General features: G+C 73.1%; 14 protein-coding genes and 1 riboswitch. Of the genes, 5 read left to right on the plus strand and 9 right to left on the minus strand.

What is annotated here, in order from left to right; translation table 11 throughout:
- Positions 1–386 precede the first annotated feature (386 nt).
- A complete protein-coding gene (gene sepH / locus NI25_RS10020; RefSeq protein WP_061442129.1) occupies positions 387–1,445 on the plus strand; it encodes a septation protein SepH in 1,059 nt (352 codons plus the stop codon).
- 64 nt (positions 1,446–1,509) lie between these two features.
- On the opposite strand, the gene NI25_RS10025 is transcribed toward sepH, so the two are convergent.
- On the minus strand, positions 1,510–2,361 hold the full coding sequence (locus NI25_RS10025; protein ID WP_061442130.1) for a sulfurtransferase: 852 nt from the start codon (positions 2,359–2,361) through the stop codon (positions 1,510–1,512).
- A gap of 251 nt (positions 2,362–2,612) precedes the next feature.
- Here NI25_RS10025 and NI25_RS10030 point away from each other — a divergent pair, with 251 nt between their 5' ends.
- Positions 2,613–3,416: a VOC family protein gene (locus NI25_RS10030; protein WP_061442131.1), complete on the plus strand. Its 804-nt coding sequence runs from the start codon at positions 2,613–2,615 to the stop codon at positions 3,414–3,416.
- A 77-nt stretch (positions 3,417–3,493) separates the two neighbouring features.
- Complete coding sequence (locus tag NI25_RS10035; protein ID WP_061442132.1) at positions 3,494–4,369, plus strand: PhzF family phenazine biosynthesis protein; 876 nt, start codon at positions 3,494–3,496, stop codon at positions 4,367–4,369.
- 45 nt (positions 4,370–4,414) lie between these two features.
- On the opposite strand, the gene NI25_RS10040 is transcribed toward NI25_RS10035, so the two are convergent.
- From NI25_RS10040 to NI25_RS10055, 4 genes are all read right to left on the minus strand, one after another.
- The gene (locus NI25_RS10040; protein ID WP_061442133.1) at positions 4,415–5,065 is read right to left on the minus strand and encodes a thymidine kinase; all 651 of its coding nucleotides are present in this window, start codon (positions 5,063–5,065) and stop codon (positions 4,415–4,417) included.
- Positions 5,066–5,106: 41 nt separating this feature from the next.
- Positions 5,107–6,300: an alkaline phosphatase family protein gene (locus NI25_RS10045; RefSeq protein WP_061442134.1), complete on the minus strand. Its 1,194-nt coding sequence runs from the start codon at positions 6,298–6,300 to the stop codon at positions 5,107–5,109.
- Positions 6,300–6,896 carry a DUF5998 family protein gene (locus tag NI25_RS10050; RefSeq protein ID WP_061442135.1) on the minus strand — a complete coding sequence of 199 codons (597 nt, stop codon included), beginning with the start codon at positions 6,894–6,896 and terminating at the stop codon, positions 6,300–6,302. The genes NI25_RS10045 and NI25_RS10050 overlap by 1 nt, the downstream gene beginning before the upstream one ends.
- A 94-nt stretch (positions 6,897–6,990) precedes the next feature.
- Positions 6,991–10,227, minus strand: coding sequence for a bifunctional GNAT family N-acetyltransferase/acetate--CoA ligase family protein (locus NI25_RS10055; RefSeq protein WP_061442136.1), 3,237 nt, complete (start codon positions 10,225–10,227; stop codon positions 6,991–6,993).
- 202 nt (positions 10,228–10,429) lie between these two features.
- Between NI25_RS10055 and NI25_RS10060 the strand changes: the two genes are divergently transcribed.
- Positions 10,430–10,711 (plus strand): HPr family phosphocarrier protein, encoded by a 282-nt coding sequence (locus NI25_RS10060; protein ID WP_007445064.1) that lies wholly within the window; start codon positions 10,430–10,432, stop codon positions 10,709–10,711.
- Positions 10,712–10,838: 127 nt separating this feature from the next.
- Here NI25_RS10060 and NI25_RS10065 read toward each other — a convergent pair whose 3' ends face one another.
- From NI25_RS10065 to NI25_RS10080, 4 genes are all read right to left on the minus strand, one after another.
- Positions 10,839–11,534, minus strand: coding sequence for a GntR family transcriptional regulator (locus NI25_RS10065; protein ID WP_061442137.1), 696 nt, complete (start codon positions 11,532–11,534; stop codon positions 10,839–10,841).
- A 125-nt stretch (positions 11,535–11,659) separates the two neighbouring features.
- The gene (locus NI25_RS10070; protein ID WP_061442138.1) at positions 11,660–12,412 is read right to left on the minus strand and encodes a M23 family metallopeptidase; all 753 of its coding nucleotides are present in this window, start codon (positions 12,410–12,412) and stop codon (positions 11,660–11,662) included.
- 12 nt (positions 12,413–12,424) lie between these two features.
- A riboswitch (cyclic di-AMP (ydaO/yuaA leader) is annotated at positions 12,425–12,589 on the minus strand.
- Between the two features lie 191 nt (positions 12,590–12,780).
- Entirely contained in the window at positions 12,781–14,169 is a 1,389-nt protein-coding gene (locus tag NI25_RS10075; protein ID WP_061442139.1) for a M16 family metallopeptidase, read from the minus strand.
- A complete protein-coding gene (locus NI25_RS10080; protein ID WP_061442140.1) occupies positions 14,166–15,533 on the minus strand; it encodes a M16 family metallopeptidase in 1,368 nt (455 codons plus the stop codon). Before NI25_RS10080 ends, NI25_RS10075 begins: the two co-directional genes overlap by 4 nt.
- Before the next feature lie 336 nt (positions 15,534–15,869).
- Here NI25_RS10080 and NI25_RS10085 point away from each other — a divergent pair, with 336 nt between their 5' ends.
- The gene (locus NI25_RS10085; protein WP_061442141.1) at positions 15,870–18,326 is read left to right on the plus strand and encodes a DNA gyrase/topoisomerase IV subunit A; all 2,457 of its coding nucleotides are present in this window, start codon (positions 15,870–15,872) and stop codon (positions 18,324–18,326) included.
- Positions 18,327–18,331 lie beyond the last annotated feature (5 nt).

The raw sequence follows: 18,331 nt of genomic DNA on the forward strand, positions 1-18,331 counted from the left end.
GGTGATTGCGTGAAGTACGCCACGTCCAAGATCGCGGAAATCCGGCCACGGACGGCCAAGGACCACCTCTTGCCAGAAGTTGGGCGGCGTGCCAATCCACGCACGTGGTCCGAATGGAGTACTGTTGCGAGCCCTGGAGCCGGTCTCCCGACAAGGGGTCCGGCACCGCGAAGGACCGCCACGAGGGGGACAGTTGCACAGGGTGACGGAGTTGGTCACTTAGCGTTGCGAACAGGTAACCGTGCCATAACGGCGATCCAGGGCCCGCGCCCGACACGCCGGGCAACTCGGCAAGGTTGTGGCAGGCTGCACCCGGGCAGGCCACACTCGACAGAGCGGAAGCAGCGACGCACGTGACGTCGGCAGGCACCACCCGGGAGGTCCCCATGCCCGAACTGCGTGTCGTGGCCGTCTCGAATGACGGCACACGGCTGGTGCTGAAGGCTGCGGACAGCACGGAGTACACGCTTCCGATCGACGAGCGGCTCCGGGCCGCCGTGCGCGGCGACCGTCCCCGCCTCGGCCAGATCGAGATCGAGGTGGAGAGCCATCTCCGCCCCCGCGACATCCAGGCGCGTATACGAGCCGGCGCGACCGCGGAAGAGGTCGCGCAGATGGCCGGCATTCCCGTCGACCGCGTACGGCGCTTCGAGGGTCCCGTGCTGGCCGAGCGCGCCTTCATGGCGGAGCGGGCCCGCAAGACCCCCGTCCGCCGCCCCGGTGAGAACTCCGGCCCGCCCCTCGGCGAGGCCGTCCAGGAGCGGCTGCTGCTGCGCGGGGCCGACAAGGACACCGTCCAGTGGGACTCCTGGCGCCGCGACGACGGCACCTGGGAAGTCCTGCTGGTCTACCTGGTCGCGGGCGAACCGCACTCGGCGAGCTGGACGTACGACCCGCCGCGGCGCCTCGTGCAGGCCGTCGACGCGGAGGCGCGCGCGCTGATCGGCGAGTCCGACGACCTGGCCGCGCCGGAGCCCAGCTTCCCGTTCGTGCCGCGCATCGCCCGGCTGCCGCGCGACCGGCCGCTGGACCGCACCCTCGACCGGGAGCAGCGGGAGCGTCCGAGTCTGCCCCCGCCGCCGGCCGAGCCGTCCGACGACACCGCGGCCACCGCCTCGGGCGAACGCGAACGCGACTCGCTCACCAGCCTGCTGGAGGCCGTACCGAGCTTCCGGGGCGACCTGGTGGTGCCCGAGCGCGCGCCGGAGCCGGTGGAGGAGCCCGTCGAGGAGCCCGAGGTGGAGGAGCCTCCGGCACCCGCGGCGTCGGCCGGTTCCGCCTACGCGGACGTGCTCATGCCGCGCTCGGTGGCCAGCCATCGCGACCGCCTCACCGGTTCCACCGACCGTCAGGCCGAGGCCGACGGTGTCCGGCCGGGCCGCCGCGCGGCGGTGCCGAGCTGGGACGAGATCGTGTTCGGGACGCGGCGCAAGAAGCAGGAGTAGCCGGCTCCGACCGAGCGACCGAAGGGGCCGCACCGCCCGGTGCGGCCCCGACCTCCGTCTGCCCCTACTGCGGGTCCGGCCCCACGGCGACCGGCCGTTCCGGATCCGACGACCACTCGGACCACGAACCCACGTACAGCGCCGCCGGAATGCCCGCCACCGCCAGCGCGAGCACCTCGTGGGCACCCGACACGCCCGAGCCGCAGTACACACCGACCGCGCCGTCCTCCGTGGCGCCCAGACTCTTGAAACGCGCCCGGAGTTCCTCGGCCGGCAGGAAGCGCCCGTCGGGGGCCACGTTGGCGGTCGTGGGTGCGGACACGGCACCCGGGATGTGGCCGCCGACCCGGTCGATCGGCTCGACCTCGCCCCGGTAGCGCTCCCCCGCGCGGGCGTCGAACAGCACCCCGGAACGGGCCAGCGCGGCGGCTTCGTCCGCGTCCAGCAGCCCCACCGCGCCCGGCTCGGGCACGAAGTCGCCCTCCGCGGGCGTCGGGACGTCCGTCGACAGCGGCCCCTCCCAGGCCGTCAACCCGCCGTCGAGGACTCGCGCGTCCGGGTGACCCGTCCAGCGCAGCAGCCACCAGGCACGGGCCGCCGCCCACCCCTGTCCGCCGTCGTAGACGACGACCGGCCGGCGCGGCGACACGCCCGCCCGGCGCATCGCCGCGCCGAACTCCGCCACGTCGGGCAGCGGATGCCGGCCGCTCGCGCCGGGCGCGGAGGCGAGCTCCCGGTCCAGGTCGACGTAGACGGCACCGGGCAGGTGCCCGGCCGCGTACTCGGCCCGGCCGTCGAACGGCGCGGCCCCGGCCGCCTTCGCCGTGCTCAGTTGCCAGCGGACGTCGAGCAGGACGGGCGGGTTGGCGCCCGCCAGTTCGTCGACGAGTTCGGATGCGGAGATGATGGCGTTCATGGCCCCCATCCTGGCGTACCGAGTGGCCGAGGCGTCGATGTCGGGCTACTCTGCCCGCCGGACAGTACCGGTCACGAGGCGTACGGGTTCGGCCACATGCTGTACTGCCCTGGCAGGCGGGCTGCCCCACGAGCGCGACCCCGCCCGAAGCGCCGCACCGGATCCGGTACCGGCTTCGGTGCGCAAGCCGCGAGAGCCCACCGGAGCGGAAGCGGACGCACGGCCCGCGGAGGGCCGAGAAGAGGGTGACGATGACCGACGCACGGGGATCGGACGGCCGGATCGGCGAGACGAACGCCCGGCCCGCGCCCGGCACACCCTGCTGGGTGAGTCTGATGGTGCACGGACCGGCCGCCACCCACGACTTCTACGGAGCCCTGTTCGGCTGGGAGTTCCGGCCGGGACCCCAGCAACTGGGCCCGTACGCGCGGGCCCTGCTCGACGGGCGCGAGGTGGCCGGCATCGGCCAACTGCCCCCGGACCGGCAACTGCCCACCGCCTGGACGCCCTACTTCGCCTCGGACGACGTCAACCGCACGGCCGAGACGGTGCGCCTGTGCGGCGGCACGGTCGGCGTCGGTCCCCTGGACGCGGGCGAGGCGGGCCGCATGGCCATCGGTTCCGACCCGGCGGGTGCCGTCTTCGGCATCTGGCAGGCGGCCGCCCACCTCGGCACGGCCGTCGCCGGGGTCCCCGGCACACCGGCGTGGAACGAGCTGCTGACGTACGAGACGACGGGCGTCGCCAAGTTCTACGAGACGGTGTTCGGCTTCGAACTGGCCCCCGAGACCTCCGCCGGCCGCGACTACGTCACCCTGCGCCTGGACGGCCGCCCGGTGGCCGGCATCCACGGCGTCGGCGACGCCCTGCCGCGCGACCGGGGGCCGCACTGGATGACGTACTTCGAGGTGGCCGACACGGACGCGTCCGTCAGGCGGCTCGTCGGGCTGGGCGGACATGTCCTGACGCCCGCCCGGGACACGGCTCACGGACGGGTGGCGACGGTGGCGGATCCGGAGGGGGCGCGGTTCACGCTGTTGCGGCGTCCGCGCTGAGAAGGCGTCCTCCCCGAGAAGGCGGGCGCGTCCGGCGCTGCCGGAATACGCATGCCCGGCCCCGTGTTGGCGCGATCATGACGACGAATGCCGCGGGACCCGAGGTACTGCGCTACACCGCCTTCTCCAGCACCCCCGAGGGCGGAAATCCCGCCGGTCTCGTGCTGGACGCCTCCGGTCTCGACGACGCCGGGATGCTGGGCATCGCCGCCGGGCTCGGGTACTCCGAGTCCGCGTTCCTGACCGCTCCCCCGGAGGGTTTGGGCGGCGAGGAGGGGCGGGCGTACAGCATCCGTTACTTCAGTCCCAAGGCCGAGGTTCCCTTCTGCGGGCACGCCACCGTCGCGGCGGCCGTCGCGCTCGCCGAACGGATCGGTCCGGGGGAGCTGGTGTTCGCGACGCGCGCCGGTACCGTGCCGGTGACGGTGTCCGAGGAGGGCGGGGCGTTCCGGGCCACGCTCACCAGCGTCGAGCCGCACGTCGAGGAGGTCTCCGACGCCGACCTCGGGGAAGCGCTCGCCGCGCTCGACTGGCCGGCCGCCGATCTCGACCCGGCCTTTCCGCCCCGGATCGCGTTCGCCGGGGCACGTCACCTGGTGCTCGCGGCGGCGACCCGCGCCCGCCTCGCGGAGCTGGCGTACGACTTCGCCCGCCTCGAAGCGCTGATGCACCGGCTGGACCTCACCACGGTGCAGTTGGTGTGGCGGGAGTCGGCCACCGTCTTCCACGTCCGTGACCCGTTCCCCGTCGGCGGTGTCGTCGAGGATCCGGCGACCGGTGCCGCGGCCGCCGCGTTCGGCGCGTACGCCCGTGAGCTGGGCCTGGTACCCGCGGACGCCGTCCTCACCCTCCACCAGGGCGAGGACCTGGGCCGCCCCGGCGAGCTCACGGTCACCCTGCGGGCGGACGACCCCCGCGTCCGGGTCGGCGGCTCCGGCACCCGCATCGGCTGAGCGGCCGCTCCCCGCCCCGACGCGGAGCGTGCCCGGTCGGACGCGTCAGCTCGGGGAGACGGGCAGCACGTCCGGCGACAGGGCCGCCGCCCGGGCCGTCGCGGCGGTCGTACGGCGGCGGTGGTGGCGGCGGCACAGCACCTCGTAGCCGATCTCGTCCGGGGACTGGGCGACGTCGCCGACGACCACCTGGGCGCCCTCGACGACCATGACGCCGCCGACGGTGCGGGCGTTGTGCGTGGCGCGGGCGCCGCACCAGCACAGGGCCTCGACCTGGAGCACCTCGACGCGGTCCGCGAGTTCCACCAGGCGCTGGGAGCCGGGGAAGAGCTTGGAGCGGAAGTCGGTGGTGATGCCGAAGGCGTACACGTCGACGTCGAGGTCGTCGACCACGCGCGCGAGCTGGTCGATCTGGTCCGGGGCGAGGAACTGCGCCTCGTCCGCGATGACGTAGTCCACCCGGCCGCCCTGCGAGAGGTGGTCCACGACGTGGGCGTAGAGGTCCTGGCCGTCCCCGACCTCCACCGCGTCGGTGACGAGACCGAGCCGGGACGAGAGTTTGCCCTCGCCCGCGCGGTCGTCGCGGGTGAAGATCATGCCCGCCAGTCCGCGCGCCGAGCGGTTGTGCTCGATCTGGAGAGCCAGTGTCGACTTCCCGCAGTCCATCGTTCCGGAGAAGAACACCAGCTCGGGCATGAGGGGTTGGGCACCTTTCGGCGGTGGAGGGGCTTGCGGGGTCAGGAGCGTACTTCGAGCAGCGGGACGAGCTGCTCGGCGGGGGTCATCGAGCCGTGGTTGCCGACCATCGCCGACTCCTTGGGCTCGCGCTCGGAGGCGATGAGCAGGACGTCGTCGCGGGCGGCGGCGACCACGTCGCCGATGCGGGCGTACACCCGGTCGTCGATGCGGGGGCCGAACCAGCCCGCCGCGATCGCCTCGTCCCGCGAGGCCACCCAGAACTGCTCGCCGAGCACCTCGCGCCAGCAGGTCAGCACGTCGCTCCGGGCGCCGGGGACGGCGTAGACGTGGCGGGCGCGGCCCTCGCCGCCGAGGAGGGCGACGCCCGCCTTCAGCTCCCAGTCCTCGTCGAAGTCGATGCGGTGCTCCTCGTCGAAGGGCACGTCGACCATGCCGTGGTCGGCGGTGACGTACAGGGCACTGCGCGGCGGCAGTTGCTCGGCGAGGCGCTGCACGAGCCGGTCGACGTGGCCGAGCTGGCCGCGCCAGGTGTCGGAGTCGACGCCGAAGCGGTGGCCGGCGCCGTCGACCTCGGCGTAGTACGTGTAGACGAGGGCGCGGTCGGCGCGGGCCAGCTGCTCGGCGGCACAGTCCATCCGGTCCTCGCCGGACAGCCGTCCGTGGAACTCGCCGCCGCTGAGCGCGACCTTGGTCAGCGGGGTGTTCGCGAAGGTCGGTGAGGAGACCTGGGCCGCGTGCACGCCCACCTCGTGGGCCAGGCCGAAGACGGTGGGGTACGGCTGCCAGGGGCCGGGCGCGGTCCAGGGCTGCCAGCGGAGCTGGTTCATCAGCGCGCCGGTGGCGGGGTCGCGCACCGTGTAGCCGGGCAGGCCGTGGGCGCCCGGCGGGAGTCCGGTGCCGACGGAGGCGAGGGAGGTCGCCGTCGTGGCCGGATAGCCGGCGGTGATGGGACGCCCGGTGCCGCCGCGCGAGCTGTCCAGGAGTGAGGTGAGGAACGGGGCGTCGTCGGGGTGCGCGCGCAGTTGCTCCCAGCCGAGGCCGTCGATCAGGAAGACGCAGTTGCGGTCGGCGGGGGTCAGCTCGGTGATGCCCGCGGTCATGCCGGGGACGCCGAGGCCGGCGGCCAGGGTGGGCAGCAGGTCGGCGAGGGACCCCGTGCCGTACTCGGGTACGGGGGCGGAGTCGACGGGGAGCGGTTCCGGGTGGGTGTCCCAGGCGGTGTGCTGCACCATCAGCGGGCGGAGTCCGCGGTCGCCTCGGAGAGGGCCTGGGCGAAGGCGAGGGCCTGGCGCACCGTCTCGGAGCCGTCGCCGGCCTCGCTGACGCGCAGGCTGAGGTCGTCGGCCGTGGAGCTGCCCGTGTAGCCGTGGTCGGCCTCGCAGTTGGGGTCGCCGCAGGCGGCCGGTTCCAGGTCGAGGCGGGAGACGGCCCCCCAGCCGATGGTCAGCACGATCTCGCGGGGCAGGGTGCCCGGCTTGTACTGCTCCGGGTTGGCGACGACGCGGCTGACGACGATGGACGAGATCCGGCCGAGCTTGACGGACTCCGTGGACGTGGTGGCGTACGGCGTCGGGGAGGTGTCGTCGGCGGCCTGCTCGTCGGTGTGGCTGACGATGAAGCGGTTGCCGGTGAGGACCAGCACGGTCACGTGCCGGCGCACCTCGTTCTGGTCGAATGTCGTTTCCTGGTGGACCAGGTACGACCGCACGGGCTCGCCGCCCACGGCGGCCTCCACCGCCTCGGCCACGAGGGCCGGGTAGTAGCCACTGCGCTCGATCGCCGCTCGCAGCCCCTGGGTCGTCGTACTGGTCTTGGCCATGCCGTCCATCCTACGGGGACCCGCTGACTGCGAGGGACGCTCCTGCGCTACCCGTCCCGGGCCGCGCTCGGTGTGGGGGCCGGGCTCCTCCGGCGGCGGCGGGTCAGTACGCCGGCATGGTCCGCGGGCCCAGGTCGTCCCTGGCGGGAGGGGGTGCGAGGCGGACGGAGGCGCCGAGGACGCTCAGGCCGTGCGGGGCGACCACGACCGGCTCCAGGGTGACGGCGACGACCTCCGGGTGATCGTCGACCAGCCGGGAGACCCGCAGCAGCAGCTCTTCCAGGGCGGCGGCGTCGACGGGGGCCGAGCCGCGCCAGCCGAAGAGGAGGGGTGCCGTGCGGATCGAGCGGATGAGCGAGGTGGCGTCCCGGTCGGTGACCGGGATCAGCCGGTGCGCCATGTCGCCGAGCAGCTGCGTGGCGGCGCCGGCGAGGCCGAAGGAGAGCACCGCGCCGGCCGCCGGGTCGATGACCGCCCGTACGACGGTGTCGACGCCGCGCGGGGCCATGCCCTGCACCACCGGGCGCAGCTCCGCGGGTTTTCCGAACAGCTCGGTCAACTCGGCGTAGGCACGGCGCAGCTGCTCCTCGTCCGCGAGGTCGAGGCGTACGCCTCCCAGGTCCGCGCGGTGACGCAGGTGCGGTGCGGTGGCCTTGAGGGCCACGGGGTAGCCGAGGGTCCGGGCGGCGGCCGCGGCGTCGTCGGGGGTGGGGGCGGGCAGGGCGCGGTGGACGCGGACGCCGTACCTGCCGAGCAGGTCGCAGGTCTCCCGGTCGCCGAGGGTGAGCCCCTGCCCGCGCGCGAGGAGGCCGGCTATCTGCTCGGCGGCGCCCTTCTCGTCGATGTCCTCGTACTCGGGCACCTTGCCGGGATCGGCGGCCTCGCGCCGCCACTGGGCGTAGGCGACGGCCTCGCCGAGGGCGCGGACGGCACGCTCGGCGGCGGGGTAGGCGGGGATCAGGCGGGCCCCTGCCGGGGCCGGGGCGGCGGGCTGCGACGGGGGCGGGGCGGCGGACGAGCCGGACGAAGCCGCCGCGGCCCCGCCTGGAGCGGCGTGGGGCGTGCTGCTCGGACCACCCCGGAAGGGGCTGCTCGGGGCCGCCCCAGACGGAGCGTCCGGAGCGGTCCCGGCGACGCTGCCCGGAGCAGCGCCAGAAGAGGTGCCGGGAGCGGAATCGGCGGCGGTGCCCGGAGTCGCCCGGGGCGGGGCGCCCTGAGCTGCCGGAGAGGCGGGGCCCGGAGCGGCCTGTGGGGCGGCGCCCGGAGCGGCCTGTCGGGCGGCGCCGGGAGCGGAATCAACCGTGGGGCTCGGCGCAGCCGGAGCAGCGGAGCCGGGCTCGACCCGAGAGGCAGTGCCCGGCACAGCCGGAGGGGCCACGCCGGGAGCGGAATCAGCCGCGGCACCCGGCGCAGGCGGAGCGGCGGGGTCCGGCGCAGCCGGTGCGGTCGGGCCGGGGCCGGCCTGGGGCGCGGTGCTTGTCGCCGCCGACAGGGCCTCCGCCAGGCCGCCCAGCTCCACGTGGACCACGAGGACCGGTTTGGTGGGGACCGCGGCCGCCGCCGAGCGCAGCGCCTCGGCCAGTGCGGCGTCCCCGGCGGCCCCCTCCCCCACCGTCGGGATCGCGGTCACCACGACCGCGTCGCAGGTGTCGTCGGCCAGGGCCCTGGCCAGGGCGGCGTGGAAGTCGTCGGCCGACGCGGCGGTCGTCAGGTCCAGCGGGGGCTGCGGGCGCAGGCCCTCGGAGAGGCACGCGTCGTACGTGAGCAGCCCCAGGGACTCGGAGTTGCCCAGGATGGCCACCCGCGGTCCGGTCGGCAGCGGCTGGCGGGCGAGCAGCAGTCCCGCGTCGACCAGCTCCGTGATGGTGTCGACCCGGATCACGCCGGCCTGGCGCAGCAGCGCGGAGACCGTCGCGTGCGGCAGCCGTGTCGCCCGTACGGCGTGTCCCTGGGGTGCCACGCCGCCGTGCCGTGCGCCCTGCACGACGACCAGGGGTTTGGCCGCCGCGGTCCGCCGGGCGAGGCGGGTGAACTTGCGCGGGTTGCCGATGGACTCCAGGTACATCAGCGCGACGTCGGTGTCCGGGTCGTCGTACCAGTACTGGAGGACGTCGTTGCCCGAGACGTCGGCGCGGTTGCCGGAGGAGACGAAGGTGGAGACGCCGGTGTGGCCGGTGACTCCGCCGCCGCGCCGGTGCAGCCGGGAGAGCAGGGCGATGCCGATGGCGCCGGACTGCGCGAACAGGCCGATCCGTCCGGGGCGCGGCATCTCGGGGGCGAGGGAGGCGTTGAGCCGCACGTCAGGGGACGTGTTGACGATCCCGAAGGCATTGGGCCCGATGATCCGCATGCCGTACGTGCGCGCCTGGCGCACGAGGGCGCGCTGGCGTTCACGGCCCTCGGGGCCGCTGTCGGCGTACCCGGCGGAGATCACCACGAGACCCTGCACGCCGTGCTCGCCGCACTCGGTGACGACGTCGGGGACGTGCGCGGCGGGCACGGTGACGACGGCGAGGTCGACGGGCCCGTCGATGTCGCGCACGGAGCGGCACGCCGGGACCCCGTCGAGTGTCTTCTGTTCCTCGGGAAACGCCCTGTTCACGGCGTACAGGCGGCCCGTGTAGCCGGCGTCCCGGATGTTGCCGAGGATGCTGCGGCCGACGCCGCCCGGGGTGCGGCCGGTGCCGACGACCGCGACCGAGCCGGGCTGCAGCAGCCGCTGGACGGAACGGGCCTCCGCGCGCTGCTCGCGCCCGTACTGCACGGCGAGCGAGCGGTCGGTGGGTTCGAGACCGAACTCCAGGCGGACCACACCGTCCTCGAAGCTCCGCTTCTGGGTGTACCCGGCGTCCATGAAGACTTTGATCATCTTGGTGTTGGCGGGCAGCACCTCGGCGGTGAAGCGGCGGATGCCGCGCTCGCGGGCGACGGCGGCGATGTGCTCCAGGAGGGCGGAGGCGACGCCGCGTCCCTGGTGGGCGTCCTGGACGAGGAAGGCGACCTCGGCCTCGTCGGCAGGTGCGGTGGCCGGTGTTCCGCCGGCGCCGATCCGGTCGTAGCGTACGGTGGCGATGAACTCGCCGCCGATGGTGGCCGCGAGTCCCACCCGGTCCACAAAGTCGTGGTGCGTGAAGCGGTGGACGTCCTTGGCGGACAGGCGAGGGTACGGCGCGAAGAAGCGGTAGTACTTCGACTCGTCGGAGACCTGCTCGTAGAAGCTGACCAGGCGCTCGGCGTCATCAACGGTGATGGGGCGGACGCGCGCGGTGCCGCCGTCGCGCAGCACCACGTCGGCTTCCCAGTGGGCGGGGTACTCGTGCCGGTCCGACGAGGTCTGCATGGGCCCCAGACTACGGCTCGCGCACGACAACGGCGCGGGGCAGTCTGTGGACAACGGAATCCCGGACCGAGGCCGCGGTCCGGGCACCGCGCGGGACGGCGCACGCGGTCGTCCCGGCTTGCTTCACGATGTGGGAAACTGGTCTAGACAAGACTGGTCTAGACAACTTCAACCCCTCTGAACACCTGAAGGGCAGCATCACATGGCTGAGCGCCGCGTCAACGTCGGCTGGGCCGAGGGCCTCCACGCCCGCCCCGCCTCCATCTTCGTCCGAGCCGCCACGGCCACAGGCGTCCCGGTGACGATCGCCAAGGCCGACGGGTCCCCCGTCAACGCGGCCTCCATGCTGGCCGTCCTCGGCCTCGGCGCCCAGGGCGGCGAGGAGATCGTCCTCGCCTCCGACGCCGAGGGTGCGGAAGCCGCCCTGGACCGGCTGGCGAAGCTGGTCGCCGAGGGGCTCGAGGAACTTCCCGAGACCGTCTGACGGACAAGGGAACGGAACAGCAGCACCGAAAGGCCCGCCGGTGTCACCGCGCGGGCCTTTCACCTTTTCCGTTCCGAGCGCCGGAAAAGCGGCCCGTAATTCCCCGCTCCTTTGTACGGCACTTGTGTTACTGCAACAGCCCCGCCGTGTTTACGGAATGTTGCGCATTCCTCACGCGCTCCGTCAGCCCGCCGCCGGGGGCGAATCGCAGCCGGTATGCCGATGCCGACCGTTCGGTGTGCAGCGTCATGAGCGCCCGGGCTCGTTCACTGTCGCCCCGGGCCACCGCGTCGACGATCGCACCGTGCTCCGCCCAGTGCTGCACGGGTCCGGCCGGGGCCTCCTGGACGTACATCCAGGCGATCTTGTGGCGCAGCTGGGTCAGGAGTGCGGCCAGGGAGGGACTGCCCGCCGCCCGGACGAGGGTCTCGTGGAACCAGCCGCCCAGCGGGCGCAGATCCTCCCCGTTACTCTGCCTGGCCCTCTCCTGTCCCAGCCTGACCAGGCCGCGCAACACCTTGAGGTGGGCCTCGGTGCGCCGCCGGGCGGCCCGGGAGGCACCGAGCGGCTCCAGGAGGGTGCGGGTCTCCAGCAGGTCGGCGGCCTCCTGCTCGGTCGGTTCCGCGACGCAGGCACCCGCGTGCCGCCGGGTCACCACGAAACCCTCCGCCTCCAGCGTGCGCAGGGCCTCGCGCACGGGAACGCGCGAGACGCCGTAGCGGCGGGCGAGGATCTCCTCGGTGAGCCGGCTCCCGCGTCCGTGGACGCCCGCGACGATGTCGTCCCGGATCGCCGTACACACCGAATGCGCCGGAATACGCATGACCGACCTCCGCCTTGATTCCTGAAACGCCGACGATGGACGCATTCAGCGACTCTAGGCCAATCAAGCGAATAGGGAATACCAAAAGCCCCGACTCAGGGAGACGGGGCTTTCGGATGCGGCCGTCAGACGTTCACACCGTGCGAGCGGAGGTAGGCGACGGGGTCCATGTCCGAGCCGTATTCGGGGCTCGTGCGGGCCTCGAAGTGCAGGTGCGGTCCGGTGACGTTGCCGGTGGCGCCGGAGAGGCCGATCTGCTGACCGGGCTCGACCGACTGGCCCACCGAGACGCCGACGGAGGACAGGTGCCCGTACTGCGTGTAGGTGCCGTCGTGCATCTTGATGACGACCTGGTTGCCGTACGCCCCGCCCCAGCCGGCCTCGACGACGGTGCCGACGCCGACCGCGTGCACGGAGGTGCCGCTGGAGGCGTGGAAGTCGATGCCGGTGTGGCTGCCGGAGGACCACAGGGAGCTGCCCGCCTGGTACGCGGTGGAGACGTAGGAGGCGGTGATCGGCGCGACGAAGGTGTTGAGGCGCTTGCGCTCCGCCTCCCGCGCGGCGCGCTCCTTGGCCTCGCGCGCCTCCTTGGCCGCCTCGGCCGCCCGCTCGCGGGCCGCCTCGCGGGCGGCGGCGTCGACGGCCGCCTGCTTCTGGGCGACGGCCTGGGCGTCGATCTCGTCGGCTATGGAGTCGCCGATGGTGACGACCGGGGTGAGTCCGCTCTGCTCCGCCTCGGGCTCGGCGGCCAGCGCCGGAGCCGCGAGGGTGCCGACGACGCCGGTGGTGGCGAGGGCCGCGACACCCGCCGCGCGGGCGGTGGTGCGGTGCACCCGGCTGGGACGGCGGTGCTTCCCGGTGGCGCGCGTGAACGCCATGTAGAGGCTTGTCCTTTCCTTCCCTCTCGCCTACCGGGTTAGCTGACGGGTTCGGAGGTGGAAGGTCTCCTACGGACCCCCTCGCTGCGCGCGCGGGCGTCCGATTCACCCCAGGGACTGCGATGGGTCCCCGGCTCCCCTGGCTCGCGCCGTACGGGGACTCGGCGATGACTGTCCGGTGCCGCGGGTGCGGCGCACTGCCTGACGAACAGCCCGGAAGACGCTAAACGCGGCTGTGTTCAATCCTCAAACGCAACAGGCCTTTTGTAGCGCACGCCACAGGGCAGACAGGCAGCCACTGCCCCAATCCGGACATACGGCGGCCCTGGTGACACTCCGGTCACCAGGGCCGCCGCACGCGGGGGCCGCTACTCGGCCGCCACCACGGTGACTTCACCGATGCCGAGGGACTCGACGGGCTCCTTGATCTGCGCCGCGTCGCCGACGAGGACGGTCACGAGGCGGTCCACCGGGAAGGCGTTCACGACCGCCGCCGTGGCCTCCACGGTGCCCGTGGCGGCGAGTTGACGGTAGAGCGTCGCCTGGAAGTCGTCGGGCAGGTGCTGCTCGACCTGGTCGGCGAGCGTGTCCGCCACGGCCGCCGCCGTCTCGTACTTGAGCGGAGCCACGCCCACCAGGTTCTGCACGGCCACGTCGCGCTCGGCGTCGGTGAGCCCCTCCGCGGCGAGCTTGCGCAGCACCGTCCACAGGTCCTCCAGGGCGGGACCGGTGTTGGGGGTGTCGACGGAGCCGCTGATGGCGAGCATCGCGGCGCCCGTGCCGTCCGGCGCGGACCGCAGGACCTGGCCGAACGCCCGTACGCCGTAGGTGTATCCCTTCTCCTCGCGCAGGACGCGGTCCAGGCGCGAGGTGAGGGTGCCGCCGAGGCAGTACGTGCCGAGCACCTGCGCGGGCCACACGCGGTCGTGCCGGTCGGCGCCGGTGCGGCCGATCAGCAGCTGCGTCTGGACGGCGCCGGGACGGTCCACGATGACGACCCTGCCCCGGTCGTCGGCGGCCACCGGGGGCACGGGGCGCGGCTCGGCGGCCGAGCCGGTCCACGCGCCCAGGGTGTCGCCGAGCAGCGCGTCCAGGTCGACGCCGGCGAGGTCGCCGACGATGACCGCGGTGGCCGTGGCGGGGCGGACGTGCCGCTCGTAGAAGGCGCGCACGGCGGCCGAGTCGACGGCCGCGACGGTCTCCTCGGTGCCCTGGCGCGGGCGCGACATGCGCGAGTCGGACGGGAACAGCTCCTTGGAGAGTTCCTTCGCGGCGCGGCGGGAGGGGTTGGCCAGCTCGTGCGGGATCTCGTCGAGCCGGTTGCGCACCAGCCGTTCGACCTCGCCGTCCGCGAAGGCGGGCGCCCTGAGGGCGTCGGCGAGCAGGCCGAGCGCCTTGGCGAGGCGCGAGGCGGGCACCTCCAGGCTCAGCCGGACACCGGGGTGGTCGGCGTGCGCGTCGAGGGTGGCGCCGCAGCGCTCCAGCTCGGCGGCGAACTCCTCGGCGGAGTGCTTGTCGGTGCCCTCGGAGAACGCCCGCGCCATGATGGTGGCGACGCCGTCGAGACCGGCCGGCTCGGCGTCGAGGGGTGCGTCGAGGAGCACCTCGACGGCGACGACCTGCTGGCCGGGGCGGTGGCAGCGCAGCACGGTCAGGCCGTTGTCGAGGCTGCCGCGCTCGGGGGCGGGGAACGCCCAGGGCCTGGGCTCGCCGGCCTGCGGCTGTGCGTGGAAGTCCATGGTGGCGAGCTCGGTCACTTGGCCGCCTCCTCGTTCTCGTCGGTGGCGTCGGTCGGTGCGGCGTCGGTTTCGCCGGCCGGGGCGGTGGGCTCGTAGACGAGCACCGCGCGGTTGTCGGGGCGCAGGCGGGCCTTGGCGACCTCCTGGACCTCCTCCGCGGTCACCTCCAGCACCCGCTGGACGGCGGTGAGGGCGAGCTGCGGATCGCCGAACAGGACGGCGTACCGGCACAGTTCGTCGGCGCGGCCGGCGACCGTGCCCAGACGGTCCAGCCACTCGCGCTCGAGCTGGGCCTGGGCGCGCTCCATCTCCTCGGCCGTGGGGCCCTCCTCGGCGAACCGGGCCAGCTCCTCGTCGACGGCCGTCTCGATGACCGGCACCTCGACGTCGCCGGAGGTCTTCACGTCCAGCCACCCCAGGGAGGGGGCTCCGGCGAGGCGCAGCAGGCCGAACCCGGCGGCCACGGCCGTACGGTCGCGCCGCACCAGCCGGTTGTAGAGGCGGGACGACTCGCCGCCGCCCAGGACGGTCAGGGCCAGGTCGGCCGCGTCGCACGCGCGCGTGCCGTCCTCCGGCAGGCGGTAGGCGGCCATCAGGGCGCGGGCCGGGACCTCCTCCTCGACGACCTCGCGCAGCTGCTCGCCCATGACGTCGGGGAGCGAGCCGTCGCGGGGCGGCTGCTTGCCGTCGTGCGAGGGGATGGAGCCGAAGTACTTCTCGATCCAGGCCAGCGTCCGCTCGGGGTCGATGTCGCCGACGACCGACAGCACGGCGTTGTTCGGCGCGTAGTAGGTGCGGAAGAACGCGCGCGCGTCCTCCAGGGTCGCCGCGTCCAGGTCGGCCATCGAACCGATCGGCGTGTGGTGGTAGGGGTGGCCCTCCGGGTAGGCGAGGGCGGTCAGCCTCTCGAAGGCCGTGCCGTAGGGGACGTTGTCGTAGCGCTGGCGGCGTTCGTTCTTGACGACGTCCCGCTGGTTCTCCATGGACTCCTCGTCCAGGGCGGCGAGCAGGGAGCCCATGCGGTCGGCCTCCAGCCACAGGGCGAGCTCCAGCTGGTGGGCGGGCATGGTCTCGAAGTAGTTGGTCCGCTCGAAGCTGGTGGTGCCGTTGAGCGAGCCGCCGGCGCCCTGCACCAGCTCGAAGTGGCCGTTGCCCTTGACCTGGGCGGAGCCCTGGAACATGAGGTGCTCGAAAAGGTGAGCCAGGCCGGTGCGTCCCTTGACCTCGTGGCGCGAACCGACGTCGTACCAGAGGCACACCGCCGCGACCGGGGTCAGGTGGTCCTCGGAGAGCACCACGCGCAGGCCGTTGGCCAGGCGGTGCTCGGTCGCTGTCAGGCCGCCGGAGCCTGCCTGGGCTGTGGCCGTGTGACCCATGGGCATGTACGTCCCTTCGATCGCGAAATATCTGGTGGGATCACTGGGTGAACCACCGGGTGGAATCAGCGGGCGGAACTGCGGAATTCCGCCGATCCTGCCACTGTATGCAAGCGTGCGGGCCGCCGGTGGAGTTCCCGGACCTCGTACGCCGAGAGCGAGCACGCGGTTGACGGGCCGCCGGGACGACTGCGCGGACGGTGCCGCGGCACGAGGGCGTACTCTGCGGGCAGCGCCGGGCCGGGCAGCCCGTGACGGGTCCTGGTCGGTCGCTGTCAGTGCCGCAGTCCACAATGGACGGCGTCAGATCACCGTTCACGCTTCAGCAAGGAGCCGGCAGCGATGGCCCGCCGTAGTACGAAGACCCCGCCGCCCGACGACTCGTACGAGGAGAAGATCCTCGACATCGACGTCGTCGACGAGATGCAGGGCTCCTTCCTCGAGTACGCGTACTCGGTCATCTACTCCCGTGCGCTGCCGGACGCCCGCGACGGCCTCAAGCCGGTGCACCGCCGCATCGTCTACCAGATGAACGAGATGGGCCTGCGGCCCGAGCGCGGCTACGTGAAGTGCGCCCGCGTCGTCGGCGAGGTCATGGGCAAGCTGCACCCGCACGGCGACGCGTCGATCTACGACGCGCTGGTGCGCATGGCCCAGCCGTTCTCGATGCGCGTCCCCCTCGTGGACGGCCACGGCAACTTCGGCTCGCTGGGCAACGACGACCCGCCGGCCGCCATGCGCTACACCGAGTGCCGCATGGACGAGGCCGCGGGCCTGATGACGGAGTCCATCGACGAGGACACCGTCGACTTCGCCCCCAACTACGACGGCCAGGAGCAGGAACCGGTGGCGCTGCCCGCCGCCTTCCCGAACTTGCTGGTCAACGGCGCCTCGGGCATCGCGGTCGGCATGGCGACGAACATGCCGCCGCACAACCTGCGCGAGGTGATCGCGGCGGCCCGGCACCTGATCCGGTATCCGAACGCCGACCTGGACGCGCTGATGAAGCACGTGCCCGGCCCCGACCTGCCCACGGGCGGCTGCATCGTCGGCCTGCCCGGCATCCGGGACGCGTACGAGACGGGGCGCGGCACCTTCAAGATCCGCGCGACGGTGTCGGTGGAGACGGTCACGGCCCGCCGCAAGGGGCTCGTCGTCACCGAGCTGCCCTTCGCGGTCGGCCCCGAGAAGGTCATCTCGAAGATCAAGGACCTGGTCGGCTCGAAGAAGCTCCAGGGCATCGCGGACGTCAAGGACCTGACCGACCGCGAGCACGGACTGCGGCTGGTCATCGAGATCAAGAACGGCTTCGTGCCCGAGGCGGTCCTGGAGCAGCTCTACAAGCTGACGGCCATGGAGGAGTCCTTCGGCATCAACAACGTCGCCCTGGTGGACGGCCAGCCCCTCACCCTGGGCCTCAAGGAGCTGCTGGAGGTCTACCTCGACCACCGCTTCACCGTCGTCAGGCGCCGCAGCGAGTTCCGCCGCAGCAAGAAGCGTGACCGGCTGCACCTGGTGGAGGGCCTGCTCACCGCCCTGGTCGACATCGACGAGGTCATCCGCCTCATCCGCTCCAGCGAGAACTCCGCGCAGGCCAAGCAGCGCCTGATGGAGCGCTTCTCGCTGAGCGACGTCCAGACGCAGTACATCCTGGACACGCCGCTGCGCCGCCTCACCAAGTACGACCGCATCGAGCTGGAGTCCGAGAAGGACCGGCTGAACGCGGAGATCGAGGAGCTGACCCGCATCCTCGACTCGGACGCGGAGCTGCGCAAGCTGGTCTCGGCCGAACTGGCCGCGGTGGCGAAGAAGTTCGGCACCGACCGGCGCACCACGCTGCTGGAGTCGAGCGCCGCCCCGGTCGCCGCGGTGCCGCTCCAGGTGGCGGACGACCCGTGCCGGGTGCTGCTGTCGTCGACGGGCCTGCTGGCCCGCACCGCGAACGACGAGCCCCTGGTGACGGAGGCGGGCGCCAAGCGGGCCAAGCACGACGTGATCGTCTCCGCGGTGCCGGCCACGGCACGCGGCGAGGTGGGCGTGGTGACGTCCGCGGGGCGGCTGCTGCGGGTGAACGTCGTGGACCTGCCCCAGCTCCCGGAGTCGCTGCCGACGCCGAACCTCGCGGGCGGTGCGCCGCTGGCCGAGTTCGTGTCCCTGGAGGACGACGAGGACGTGGTCTGCCTGACCACGCTGGACGAGTCCTCGCCGGGGCTGGCGCTCGGGACGGAGCAGGGCGTCGTCAAGCGTGTGGTGCCCGACTATCCCTCCAACAAGGACGAGTTGGAGGTCATCACGCTCAAGGAGGGCGACCGCATCGTCGGCGGTGCCGAGTTGCGCACCGGCGACGAGGACCTGGTCTTCATCACGGACGACGCTCAGCTCCTGCGCTACCAGGCCTCGCAGGTCCGCCCGCAGGGCCGTCCGGCGGGCGGTGTGGCGGGCATCAAGCTCGCCGACGGCGCCAAGGTCATCTCCTTCACGGCGGTGGACCCGGCGGCGGACGCGGTGGTCTTCACCGTGGCCGGATCGCGCGGCACGCTGGACGACTCCGTGCAGACCACGGCCAAGCTGACGCCCTTCGACCAGTATCCGCGCAAGGGCCGCGCCACGGGTGGTGTGCGCTGCCAGCGGTTCCTGAAGGGCGAGGACTGCCTGGCCTTCGCCTGGGCGGGCGCCACCCCGGCGCTCGCCGCGCAGAAGAACGGCACGCCTGCTCAGCTCCCGGACATCGACCCGCGCCGCGACGGCTCGGGCGTGTCGCTGCCGAAGACGGTGTCGGTGGTGGCGGGTCCGGCGTAGGGAGG

This window comes from Streptomyces sp. CCM_MD2014 (assembly GCF_000772045.1).
GTDB lineage: Bacteria > Actinomycetota > Actinomycetes > Streptomycetales > Streptomycetaceae > Streptomyces > Streptomyces salinarius.

What these genes read in the sequence shown, in the direction of transcription:
- sepH (WP_061442129.1), top strand. Translation starts at nt 387, where the DNA reads ATGCCCGAACTGCGTGTCGTGGCCGTCTCGAATGACGGCACACGGCTG.
- NI25_RS10025 (WP_061442130.1), bottom strand. Translation starts at nt 2,361, where the DNA reads ATGAACGCCATCATCTCCGCATCCGAACTCGTCGACGAACTGGCGGGC.
- NI25_RS10030 (WP_061442131.1), top strand. Translation starts at nt 2,613, where the DNA reads ATGACCGACGCACGGGGATCGGACGGCCGGATCGGCGAGACGAACGCC.
- NI25_RS10035 (WP_061442132.1), top strand. Translation starts at nt 3,494, where the DNA reads ATGACGACGAATGCCGCGGGACCCGAGGTACTGCGCTACACCGCCTTC.
- NI25_RS10040 (WP_061442133.1), bottom strand. Translation starts at nt 5,065, where the DNA reads ATGCCCGAGCTGGTGTTCTTCTCCGGAACGATGGACTGCGGGAAGTCG.
- NI25_RS10045 (WP_061442134.1), bottom strand. Translation starts at nt 6,300, where the DNA reads ATGGTGCAGCACACCGCCTGGGACACCCACCCGGAACCGCTCCCCGTC.
- NI25_RS10050 (WP_061442135.1), bottom strand. Translation starts at nt 6,896, where the DNA reads ATGGACGGCATGGCCAAGACCAGTACGACGACCCAGGGGCTGCGAGCG.
- NI25_RS10055 (WP_061442136.1), bottom strand. Translation starts at nt 10,227, where the DNA reads ATGCAGACCTCGTCGGACCGGCACGAGTACCCCGCCCACTGGGAAGCC.
- NI25_RS10060 (WP_007445064.1), top strand. Translation starts at nt 10,430, where the DNA reads ATGGCTGAGCGCCGCGTCAACGTCGGCTGGGCCGAGGGCCTCCACGCC.
- NI25_RS10065 (WP_061442137.1), bottom strand. Translation starts at nt 11,534, where the DNA reads ATGCGTATTCCGGCGCATTCGGTGTGTACGGCGATCCGGGACGACATC.
- NI25_RS10070 (WP_061442138.1), bottom strand. Translation starts at nt 12,412, where the DNA reads ATGGCGTTCACGCGCGCCACCGGGAAGCACCGCCGTCCCAGCCGGGTG.
- NI25_RS10080 (WP_061442140.1), bottom strand. Translation starts at nt 15,533, where the DNA reads ATGCCCATGGGTCACACGGCCACAGCCCAGGCAGGCTCCGGCGGCCTG.
- NI25_RS10085 (WP_061442141.1), top strand. Translation starts at nt 15,870, where the DNA reads ATGGCCCGCCGTAGTACGAAGACCCCGCCGCCCGACGACTCGTACGAG.